Annotated in this window: 9 protein-coding genes and 1 pseudogene; all 10 read left to right on the top strand. The window is 50.7% G+C overall.

Annotation, left to right across the window (positions count from 1 at the left end):
• Positions 1 to 343: pseudogene (locus DWX76_RS12370) on the top strand (hypothetical protein); the annotation flags it as partial.
• 91 nt (positions 344 to 434) lie between these two features.
• The gene (locus DWX76_RS12365; protein WP_007887898.1) at positions 435 to 905 is read left to right on the top strand and encodes a PcfB family protein; all 471 of its coding nucleotides are present in this window, start codon (positions 435 to 437) and stop codon (positions 903 to 905) included.
• The gene (locus DWX76_RS12360) at positions 902 to 3,817 is read left to right on the top strand and encodes a DUF4368 domain-containing protein (RefSeq protein WP_118570785.1); all 2,916 of its coding nucleotides are present in this window, start codon (positions 902 to 904) and stop codon (positions 3,815 to 3,817) included. The genes DWX76_RS12365 and DWX76_RS12360 overlap by 4 nt, the downstream gene beginning before the upstream one ends.
• 4 nt (positions 3,818 to 3,821) lie before the next feature.
• Positions 3,822 to 4,199, top strand: a complete 378-nt coding sequence (locus DWX76_RS12355; protein ID WP_021630767.1) for a TnpV protein — start codon at positions 3,822 to 3,824, stop codon at positions 4,197 to 4,199.
• Positions 4,200 to 4,212: 13 nt separating this feature from the next.
• Positions 4,213 to 4,497, top strand: coding sequence for a DUF6809 family protein (locus tag DWX76_RS12350; protein WP_118570784.1), 285 nt, complete (start codon positions 4,213 to 4,215; stop codon positions 4,495 to 4,497).
• 130 nt (positions 4,498 to 4,627) lie between these two features.
• On the top strand, positions 4,628 to 6,160 hold the full coding sequence (locus tag DWX76_RS12345) for a hypothetical protein (protein ID WP_015573038.1): 1,533 nt from the start codon (positions 4,628 to 4,630) through the stop codon (positions 6,158 to 6,160).
• Between the two features lie 265 nt (positions 6,161 to 6,425).
• Complete coding sequence (locus DWX76_RS12340; RefSeq protein ID WP_015516227.1) at positions 6,426 to 6,950, top strand: hypothetical protein; 525 nt, start codon at positions 6,426 to 6,428, stop codon at positions 6,948 to 6,950.
• Positions 6,951 to 7,077: 127 nt separating this feature from the next.
• The gene (locus DWX76_RS12335) at positions 7,078 to 7,437 is read left to right on the top strand and encodes a DUF3847 domain-containing protein (RefSeq protein ID WP_112116290.1); all 360 of its coding nucleotides are present in this window, start codon (positions 7,078 to 7,080) and stop codon (positions 7,435 to 7,437) included.
• Positions 7,403 to 8,899, top strand: a complete 1,497-nt coding sequence (gene mobQ / locus DWX76_RS12330) for a MobQ family relaxase (RefSeq protein ID WP_112116288.1) — start codon at positions 7,403 to 7,405, stop codon at positions 8,897 to 8,899. Before DWX76_RS12335 ends, mobQ begins: the two co-directional genes overlap by 35 nt.
• Entirely contained in the window at positions 8,896 to 10,767 is a 1,872-nt protein-coding gene (locus DWX76_RS12325) for an AAA family ATPase (RefSeq protein WP_118570783.1), read from the top strand. Before mobQ ends, DWX76_RS12325 begins: the two co-directional genes overlap by 4 nt.
• Positions 10,768 to 10,851: the final 84 nt, after the last annotated feature.

Genomic DNA, 10,851 nt, shown 5'->3' with positions numbered 1-10,851 from the left:
GGAATTTTCCGGCTGGGAGTTCGATGGGGGTCGTGTGGAAATGAACCGGGAGGACAACCGCTTGCAGGTGTTCTTTGACGGAAAGCCTGACGCGGACACCCGGGCCGAGTTGAAAAGCAGCGGTTTCCGCTGGGCTCCCAGTGTAGGCGCATGGCAGAGGCAGCTCACGGACAACGCCATCCGGGCGGCTGACCGCTTGGAATGTATCAAGCCGCTGTCCGGTGAAAAGCCTTCCCAGCTTCAAAAGAAGCCCTCTATCTTGCAGACCATGCGGGAACAGGGCGAAAAAGTCCAGACGGAGCCGGAAAAGAAAGCTCCGTCCGGCAGGGATGCCGAACGGTAAGCCTCGGGCCACATTGGCCCGAGGTTTTCTGTTCCCCGAGACTGTACGGGGGCCTCCCGGATAGCGGGAACCCCGACGGAAAGGAGGTTTTATGCAGGAAGAAGTAAACCAAAAAACGGTTGCCCTTTCGATCAGGACAACGAAGCTCACGGGAAAGGTGCTGGCTGCCGCGCTTGGGAAGGTGGCGCGGGCGGTACAAAAGCACCACCGGAAGGCGCTGACCCCGCAGGGACGCCAGAGCGTGAAAAAGCTGATGAACCACTATGGCGGCAAAAGTGCCATGCCCTATGTGGGAGCTCCAAAGGATTTTGACCGGATTGCGAAGGAGTTCCATGTGGACTACGCTTTCCATAAAGTGAGCCCCGGTCATTACCTGCTGTTTTTCAAGGCTAATCAGGCGGACGCTATCACGGCGGCCTTCCAGAAGTACAGCGCAAAGGTGCTGAACAAAGAGCAGGACAAGGCTTCCATCCTCGGCCAGCTTCGGAAATTCACGGAGCAGATCAGGACACAGGCAAAGGAAAAGCAGCGAACCAGAGAGGCGGTGAAGGACGGACGTTGAGTGACAAGATCAGAAAATATGTGCTCCCAAACCTGCCGTACCTCTTTGTGTTCTGGTTTTTCTCCAAAATCGGGACGGCCTACCGGATCGCCCCCGGCACAGACTTCGGGACAAAGCTCATGGGGATGCTTGATACCTTCCCCAAAGCCTTTGAAACCTACTGGCCGGGGCAGGGAGGTATTGACCTGCTGGTGGGCCTTGCCGGTGCGGCTGGGATGTATCTGCTGATACAGTCAAAGATCAGGCAGGCGAAAAAATTCCGGCGGGATGCGGAGTACGGCACCGCCCGCTTTGGAACAAAGGAAGATATAAAGCCATTTGTTGACCCTAAATTTCAGAACAATGTCATTCTGACCGGGACGGAGTTCCTTACCATGAACACCCGTCCGAAGATACCCGCCAATGCCCGGAACCTAAACGCCTGTGTCATCGGATCGTCCGGCTCGGGAAAGACAAGGTTCTGGTTGACCCCGCAGCTCCTTCAAGCCCATTCCTCGTATGTGGTGGTAGACCCGAAGGGCGGCACTCTCGACCAGTGCGGGCGGTTTCTGCAACGGGAGAAATACAGGGTGCGGGTGTTCAGCAGTATCGACTTTTCAAAATCCATGCACTACAATCCGCTGGCCTATATCAAGACAGAAAGCGATGTTTTGAAATTTGTTACCGCCCTGATTGCCAACACCAAAGGCGACGGCAAGGAGGGCGACGAGTTCTGGACAAAAGCAGAAACCCTCTTGTACTGCGCCCTTGTGTCCTACATCGTCTTTGAGGGGCCGGAGGAAGAACGCAACATGAATACGCTGGTGGAAATGATAAACAGCATGGAAGTCCGGGAGGATGACGAAACCTTCAAAAACGCGGTGGACTATATGTTTGACGGGTTGGAACGCCGCAGCCCCCAGCACTTCGCCGTGAGGCAGTATAAGAAATACAAGCTCGCCAGCGGTGTTGTATGCTCTAAAAGACTTCTTAATCAAGCGGTTGGGAAGTCTCTTAGAACACACAACCTAAAACCGAAGAAAGGAGCGCAAGTTATGAGAAAAAATGAGAAAATCACAGCTCTGTACGAACGACTGAGCCGTGATGACTTTGGCAAAGATGATGACCAACAGCGTGAGAGCAATTCCATATCCAATCAAAAGGCAATGTTGGAGGAGTTCGCCGCACGGCAGGGCTTTACAAACATTGTCCATTTCACGGACGATGGCATTAGTGGTACTTGCTTTGACCGTCCCGGATTTTTAGCAATGATGAAAGAAGTGGAAGCCGGGAATGTGGAGTATTTGTGCATCAAGGACATGAGCCGCATGGGTCGTGACTATCTGAAAGTCGGTCAGATTATGGAAATCCTGCGTCAGCGTGGCGTTCGCCTTATCGCCATCAATGATGGCGTGGACAGTGCCAGAGGGGACGATGATTTTACCCCTTTCCGCAACATTATGAACGAATACTACGCCAGAGACACCAGCCGTAAAATCCGTTCCACTTTCCAGTCCAAAGGCAAGTCCGGCAAGCACCTCACAGGCACGGTCATTTACGGCTATCTTTGGAACGAAGCCAGAGACCAATGGTTGGTTGACCCCGAAGCCGCCGAGGTGGTCAAGCGCATCTTTGCCATGACGATTGACGGCTACGGTCCGTATCAGATCGCCAGCAAGCTGAAAGAAGAAAAAGTCCTCATTCCGTCCGCTTACCTTGCCCGGCACGGCGAGGGCGTGAACAAAAATAAGACCTTCAAAGATGTGTACGGCTGGGGTTCTTCCACCATCTGCAACATTCTTGAAAAGCGTGAATATCTGGGACACACCATCAACTTCAAGACCCGAAAGCACTTCAAGGACAAGAAAAGCCATTATGTCCCGGAGGACGAATGGACAATTTTCGAGAATACCCATGAGCCTATCATTGACCAGCAGACCTTTGACCTTGTGCAGAAAATCCGTGGGAATGTCAGACGCTACCCAGACGGCTGGGGCGAAGCGGCTCCCCTCACGGGCTTGCTCTATTGCGCCGATTGCGGTGGCAAGATGTATGTCCACCGCACCAACAACGGCAAGCGTATTTCTCAATATACCTGTTCCCAATACAGCAAAGTCCCAGTTGGAAAGCTCTGCACGACACAGCACCGTATCAATGAAGATGTGGTACTGTCCCTTGTCTCTGAAATGCTGAAAGCCATTGCCGAGTATGCGAAGCATGACCGAGCCGAGTTTGTCCGTGTGGTGCAGGAAGCGCAGTCCAGCCAGCAGACGGCAGAGGTCAAGAAACAGCGGACACGCCTTGCCACCGCAAAGCAGAGAGTTTCCGAGCTGGAAGTCCTGCTCTGCAAAATCTATGAGGACAACATTTTAGGAAAGCTGTCCGACAGCAGATACGCCACTCTGGACGCTCAATACGAAAAGGAACAGTCCGAGCTTACCGTTGAAATCTCCGATCTGGAAAAGGCTATCAAGAGCTACGAGAAGCACGAAAAGGACGCTGACCGTTTTATCGCTCTGATTGACAAGTATGAGAACTTCGACAAGCTGACCATTGCCATGCTCAATGAGTTTATTGAGAAAATCCTTGTGCATGAGCGTGACCGCAAGGGCAGTATTCAGACCACACAGGAGGTCGAGATTTACTTCAATTTCGTGGGTCGTTTCGTTCCCCCTGCGTTTGGCGAAGTGGAGCTTACCCCGGAGGAATTAGAGGAAATCCGCAAGCGTGAGGAACGCAAGGACAGGCTCCACCAGAACTACTTGAAGCGGAAAGCCAATGGTAAACAGAAAGAGTATGAGGAGCGCACGAAAGCCAAGAAAAAAGCGGAGATTGAAGCCAGAAAACAGGCAATCCGCACCGAGGATATTGCCAGAGGGGTATTTATCCCGGTGAGCAGTTTGCCGCAGCTGGGACCGAGAAAGGGAGCGTGATTTTATGAAAGAGTTGAAACCGAGAATCCATGAGAACGGTATGGACTATGTGTTGGTGGGCGACTACTATGTGCCGGACTTGAAGCTGCCGGAGGAACGCCGACCTATTGGGCATTGGGGACGCTTGCACCAGTCCTATCTGAAATTGCACCGTCCCATGCTTTACAACGAGCTAATTTTGTCCGGCAGCCTCCACACCGTCGTTGCCGATCTGAACGAGCAGGCGGCAGACAGGCTGGACTTGATTATCCGGCAGATGATGAAAGCCGAGGGCGTGACCGAAGCCATGAAAGCGGAAAATCAGATGTTATGGGTGCAGTCAATGAACTCCATCCGCTGCCGGGCAGAGGAAATCATCAAGACGGAACTAATCTACTGTTGAGAGAGGTAAAGCTATGATTTTGGAAGCCATGTATAATGGGGAGTTTTATCCCTGCGAGACAGTTGTACCTACATCACCGGAATACCGAAAGGCAGTCATAGCCTGTGAAAAGCTCATGGAGCAGTTGTCCCAGCGGCTCAGCAAAGAGGACTATGAGCTGGTGCAGGAACTCCGGGCGCAGACAGCAATCGCCCAATGTGTAGAAAGTGAAAGTCACTTCAAGTATGGCTTTTCCGCTGGGCTGATGTTCAGCAGGAAGCCCATGAACAAGTGCAGCAGAAGAAAGAAAAATGGATGAAGAAAGCCGCCTGAGCAGAAAGAAACTGTTCGGGCGGTTTCAGCATTCGCCAGTAGATTTATTCACACTCTTGTGATAAAATTTACTACAATCAAGAGCGTGATAGCACTAATTTTATGGGGGATGCTTAATGAATAGAATTTTGAAAAAATTTTTACAGCGGGGTGTCGATTTAAGTCCTGTGGGAGTTGAACTCCGTGAGGATAATACAAATTATTTTTGTACCCCAAAAGGGGCATCGGTTTTTGGATGGGCAGGGATAGATGGTATCCACTTCTGTTTCATTCGTGGATTTGGAGAGATGGTTTTCTCTGTCAGCCCCATGAATACTTCTCCTGATTATGTTCATCCAGTAGCTGAAAATTTTACCGACTTTCTGCGGCTTATACTGGCTTGTGGTGATGTGGCGGCAGTGGAACAAGCGTGGATGTGGAACGAAGCACAGTTTGAAGCCTTTCTCAATGAAAACCCTACAACCCAGGAACAACAGCAAACTTTATCGGAAATTTCAGAGAAGATGAATTTGTTGCCTATGGAACAACCGTGGACATATATCAAAAACCTGCAATCTTCCTTTGATTACAGTCAGATTAAATACACAGAAGATTATTACGATAATGATATGACTTCAGAAGCAGAATTGGTTGCCCCTGAATGGAAGGTCTACTTTGATGGAGATTTCTGGGGACATCGAGGTAAAGACCGTGCCGGAAAAGAGATCAAGCTGGATAAACAATTCGATTGGGCTGGATATCATTGGGTAATTCCGGCAGCTTATTCATGTAGCAAAGGACTTGTCGTTGATTTTTGTATGCGAGTTGATTCAGAAAGCATCCGTGACTTCATGAAAAAATGGAATCTGGACTGGGAAAATGACTCATGTGAAAATTTTACCCGTGAGCAACAGATGCAGATGGAATGGGAAAACCCACTTTGTTTTAACTTCAAACCTTGCTTGAAGTTAAACGAGAAAATATTACAGACAACCCATGGCTGCGCTGTGAGCTTTAATCCTTGTCTGCCAGATGGCGTTATCAATGAGTTGGAAGCAAAATGGGCAATCGACCATTATGGGCTGGATAGTACTTATGGCTGGGTCATATGCAGAGACGTATTTCCTTGGGGAACCAAGCATCACCCTGAAATCAATAAACTTTTTCTTACAATGGAGCAGCAACCAGGACAAGTTCCAGGCTCACATTTCAAAGTTCACGCACCCGGAGATTCATTTATGTTTTCCCATCCTGTTAGCGGAATAACCCATACACTGACCGTGCAGGAAATAGAACAGCAGACAGTTCCTCAAAATAGTTTTGGTTCTGATCGCTGGATTTATCCGACACATTATATTGCCATGAGTTATACACTTACCCCTGAACCGATGGAGAACATTTCGGTTTTTGATTGTGATGAAGGCGATAGACCGATAGAAGTTACACCAGACGATCATTCGTTCCGTCCAGTTGGCAGTAGTTCCTGTTTTGTTGTTGGTGTTATTGGTGGTGCAGATGGTCCGACAGCAGTTATATATGGAACAAATTCACAAGAAAAACTTCATGCTGCTTGTTCTGCTCTGCACTTTGAACCGGTTGGTGATGATGTCGAGTGGCGTATCGTGTTCAATGTTACGCAGTTTGACAAAGAAACATTCCCAATTATCTAAAAATACCCTTAGAACTCTAAGGGCGCACTTCTATACTCTCTGTCGAGAGTAGTGCGTCCTGCGGAGCTCATTCTCCGTCAGCAGAAGAAAACTGCATGACCGAGAATGTTGCGTCACTTCGTTCCGTCAAGGTGGCTACACCCCCTTGCGCCGCTAAAGCGGCTATCCCCTGTGGACTTGCCGTCCGCAAACGGTTTTGACAAACCGTTCGCCGCCAGCAAGTTTGAAAATCAAGAATCTTAATTTGATAAAGGAGTGTGATTCTATGAAAAAGAAATTACCCATAATCCTCTTGGGTGTTATTTTGGCTTGTGTGTTGGTTTTCGGTTTCCTTTATGCAAACAATGACATTGGTAAAACCGCAAACAGTTTAGAAGCAGACATTCGCCAATCTCAAAAAATTTTGGATGATTGGATTGTTGATGGAAGCATTTCCGACACAATGGCTGCATTTATTTCTTACCCACAGGACAAGACAGACCACACTTTTTCTGTCTATGTAAATCGCCCTGGCTTGTCTTTTGGATATTTCTTCCGTGGTGGTGGAGATATAGTTGAGGTTGATGATTACATTGCAGAGTTTGTTGTTGAGGGAAATAACGAAAGGGCATTTATCTCAATGAATACCCAAAATATTGTTCGACTTGAAGTAGATGATGGCAACGGCATTCAGGTGATTGATATTGATAGTGGCAAGCCTTTCGCCATTGTCCTGCCCCTCAATGTAGGAAACATCTGTTTCTATGATACGAATGGAAATGTTGTGGAATATCTTCGCCAACAACTTTGACCAACTTCAATTTACCGAACTGAACACAACAACTGAATACCGAAAAACTGACCGTTGACTGGTCGCAATCTGCGAAAAGTTGACGGTCTTTTTTTATCCCCATTTTCAAAAAAGGAGGTCACGAAAAATGGCAAAACCGAAAAACCTTGAACAGCTCCGAGCCGAAAAGGAACAGGTCGAGACACAGCTTGCACAGGAACAGCACAAGCTGGAGCGTCTGGAGAACAGAAAGAAGTATCTGGAGAAAGGCGAGAGACAAAAGCGCACCCACCGTCTTTGCAATCTGGGCGGCACGATTGAGAGCCTTGCCCCGGAGTTCAAAGATCTCACACGCACCGAAATGACGGAGCTGATGGAGTACATCTTTTCTCTGCCCGAAGTCCAGCGAGCCGTCCGTCACATGGCGATTACCCATATCAGCCAAGCAAACAGAGAAAAGGAGTTGAAAGCCGATGGCACTATTTCATCTGAGCGTCACGCAGACTAAGCGAAGCGCAGGACAGTCCGCTATTGCTTCTGCCGCCTACCGTGCCGGGGAGCGATTGTATAGCGAGTATTACGGCGAATACAGCGACTACACCCGCAAGGGCGGCGTGATCTGCTCCGATATTCTCCTGCCGTCCCATGCACCGCCAGAATACGCAGACCGCCAGACCCTATGGAACGCCGTGGAAAAAGCCGAGCGTGGAAAGAACGCCCAGCTTGCATACAGCTTTGACATTGCCTTGCAGAATGAATTTTCCCTTGAGGAAAACATCGCTCTTGCAAGGCAATTTTTGTTGGAGAACTTTGTGAGCCGTGGCATGGTGGTTGACTTCGCCGTACACCAGCCAGACCGGGAGGACGGCGGCATACCAAACCCGCATTTTCATGTGCTTTGCCCCATCCGCCCCATCGAGCAGAACGGCAAATGGGGACTAAAGCAACGCCGGGTGTATGAGCTGGACGAGGACGGCAACCGTATCCGAGACGCAGACGGAAAGTTTGTGTTCAACGCCGTTCCCACTACCGACTGGGGCAGTCCCGAAACGCTGGAACATTGGCGGCAGACATGGGCGGAACTATGCAACGCCAAGTTTGCGGAGAAAGGGCTTGATGTTCGTATCGACCACCGAAGCTATGAGCGTCAGGGCGTGGAGCTTCTTCCCACCGTCCATGAGGGCGCAACCGTCCGGGCAATGGAGAAGAAAGGCATACGCACCGAGAAAGGCGAGTTCAACCGCTGGATCAGAGCAACCAATGCCGTTATCCGGGACATCAAGAAGAAAATCGCTCTCCTGTTTGATTGGATTGCCGAAGCAAAAGCGGAGCTTGCCAAGCCGCAGGCACCCGACCTTGTTTCTCTGCTGAACGCCTATTACACCAAGCGCAGAGCCGGGGCATATTCGCAGAAAGGCAAGGTCAGCAACCTAAAGGAGATGAACGAGACTTTCAATTATCTCCGGGCAAACGGCATTTACACTCTTGAAGATTTGGAAAGCCGTGTCAGCGAACACAGTGCTGCCACAGAGAGCTTGAAGAAAACGCTGGACGAACAGACCGCCCGAATGAAAGCAATTAAGCAGATCTATGACAGCTCTGCTGCTTTCCAGAGCTTGAAGCCTGTCTATGACGGCTTGCAGAAAATCAAGTTTGAGAAGCCCAGAGCCAAGTACAAGGCAGAGCATGAAGCGGAACTGAAACAGTTCTACGCCGCCAGACGCAAGCTGACTGGGGAGTTCCCGGACGGCAAGGTGGATATGAAAAAGCTGACCGAAGAGTATGACGAGCTGGAACAGGCGCACAACACCACCTATGGCGAGTTTAAGACCGTCAGAGACGATTTACACCGCCTTTGGAAGGTCAAGTCATGTGTAGATACTGCCGCCCGATTTAACGAGCGCACAGAGGAACAAATGCTCCAAAATCGACCCCAAACACGACACAAAAAGGAGGAACTATCCCGATGAATTATACCCAAGCACAGATTGACCGGGCAAACGCCGTCAGTCTGGAAGATTTTCTCCGCACACAGGGAGAGACACTTATCAAAAGCGGACGGGAATACCGCTGGAAAGAACATGACAGCCTGACCGTCCGGGGAAACAAATGGTTTCGCCACAGCCAGAGCAAGGGCGGCTATCCCATTGATTTTGTCATGGAGTTTTACGGCAAGTCCTTTCCCGAAGCAGTCCAGCTCTTAACCGGCGAAAGCGCCGAGGGACAGAGCGAAGCCAGCACAGCACCGCCCACAGCGTTTCACTTGCCCTTGCACAACAGAACAGCCGACAGAGCAATTCAATATCTTTGCGAAAGCCGAGGTCTCAACAAAACGCTTGTTGAGGCTTTTCTTCTTTCCGGGGATATTTACGAGGACGCAAAGCGGCACAATGTTGTGTTTGTCGGCAGAGACCGAAGCGGTACGCCGAGATACGCCCATGTGCGAGGAACGGCAGACCCATTCAGGCAGGACATTGCCGGGTCTGACAAGTCCTATCCGTTCCGCTATGAGGGAAACGGCAACCAGCTCTTTGTCTTTGAAGCGCCGATTGACCTTTTGTCCTTTATCTGCCTTTATCCGCAGGACTGGCAGACAAGGAGCTACCTTGCCCTGGGCGGCGTTTCAGGCAAAGCCCTTGACCGTTTTCTTTCTGAACGCAAGGACACCCGAAAAGTGTTCCTCTGCCTTGACAGCGACACCGCAGGAAGTGAAGCCTGCACCCGGCTGGCACAGGACATTCCCGGCGAGATCGCCGTCATTCGCCTTGTCCCGGCAAGAAAAGACTGGAACGATGTTCTCCGTCAGCAAGGGGACATTCCCAGCCGCAAATTCATAGCCGAGACAATCACGCTGCGAGAGCTGCCCACCGCCCAGCCTGTCCCCATGCTCCGTATGGCAGATGTGGAGCTGACGAGCGTGGATTGGCTATGGTTTCCGTATATCCCCTTTGGAAAGCTGACGATCATACAGGGCAATCCCGGCGAGGGCAAGACCTACTTTGCCATGCGTCTTGCGGCGGCTTGCACCAACCGAAAGCCCTTGCCCGGTATGGAAACCCTTGAGCCGTTCAACATCATCTATCAAACCGCCGAGGACGGTCTGGGCGATACCGTCAAGCCCAGACTGATGGAAGCGAACGCAGACCTTGAAAGAGTGCTTGTCATTGACGATAGAGACACGCCGCTGACCCTTGCCGATGAGCGCATAGCAAGGGCAATCCGGGAAAACAACGCAAGGCTGGTTATCATTGACCCGGTGCAGGCGTTTCTGAGCGCAGATGTGGACATGAACCGGGCAAATGAAGTCCGTCCCATCTTCCGCAGTCTGGGAGACATTGCACAGGCTACCGGGTGCGCTATCGTGCTGATCGGACACCTCAACAAAGCCGCAGGAACGCAAAGCACCTACCGGGGATTGGGGTCTATCGACATTACGGCGGCAGTCCGCAGTCTGCTGTTTATTGGCAAGCTGAAGGACAGTCCGACAACGAGGGTGCTTATCCATGAGAAAAGCTCCCTTGCGCCGCCCGGACAGTCCCTTGCCTTTTCTCTGGGAGACGAGAAAGGCTTTGAATGGATAGGAGCTTATGACATTACCGCTGACGAGCTTCTTGCCGGGGCAGACACCGCCAAGACCGAGAGCAAGACCGCACAAGCACAAATGCTCATTCTGGAACTGCTGGCAGATGGAAAGCGTATGCCGAGCGCAGAGCTGGAAAAGGCAGTCAATGAGCGTGGGATTTCTTCACGCACCATGAGAACGGCGAAGAGCCGTATCGGGGACAGACTTGTGACCGAGAAAGATGGCACAGCATGGGTCTGCTATCTCCGAAACTGACAACAGGAACACGGCAAGCGTGGCAAAGACGGCAAGGTTTTATAGATACCTTAATGTTGCCGCCTTGCCTTGTTCCATCATACC

It is taken from the genome of Clostridium sp. AF21-20LB (assembly GCF_003478795.1).
Lineage (GTDB): Bacteria > Bacillota > Clostridia > Lachnospirales > Lachnospiraceae > Otoolea > Otoolea fessa.
This window is presented reverse-complemented; position numbering and strand designations above follow the sequence as displayed.

What these genes read in the sequence shown, in the direction of transcription:
- DWX76_RS12365 (WP_007887898.1), top strand. Translation starts at nt 435, where the DNA reads ATGCAGGAAGAAGTAAACCAAAAAACGGTTGCCCTTTCGATCAGGACA.
- DWX76_RS12355 (WP_021630767.1), top strand. Translation starts at nt 3,822, where the DNA reads ATGAAAGAGTTGAAACCGAGAATCCATGAGAACGGTATGGACTATGTG.
- DWX76_RS12350 (WP_118570784.1), top strand. Translation starts at nt 4,213, where the DNA reads ATGATTTTGGAAGCCATGTATAATGGGGAGTTTTATCCCTGCGAGACA.
- DWX76_RS12345 (WP_015573038.1), top strand. Translation starts at nt 4,628, where the DNA reads ATGAATAGAATTTTGAAAAAATTTTTACAGCGGGGTGTCGATTTAAGT.
- DWX76_RS12340 (WP_015516227.1), top strand. Translation starts at nt 6,426, where the DNA reads ATGAAAAAGAAATTACCCATAATCCTCTTGGGTGTTATTTTGGCTTGT.
- DWX76_RS12335 (WP_112116290.1), top strand. Translation starts at nt 7,078, where the DNA reads ATGGCAAAACCGAAAAACCTTGAACAGCTCCGAGCCGAAAAGGAACAG.
- mobQ (WP_112116288.1), top strand. Translation starts at nt 7,403, where the DNA reads ATGGCACTATTTCATCTGAGCGTCACGCAGACTAAGCGAAGCGCAGGA.
- DWX76_RS12325 (WP_118570783.1), top strand. Translation starts at nt 8,896, where the DNA reads ATGAATTATACCCAAGCACAGATTGACCGGGCAAACGCCGTCAGTCTG.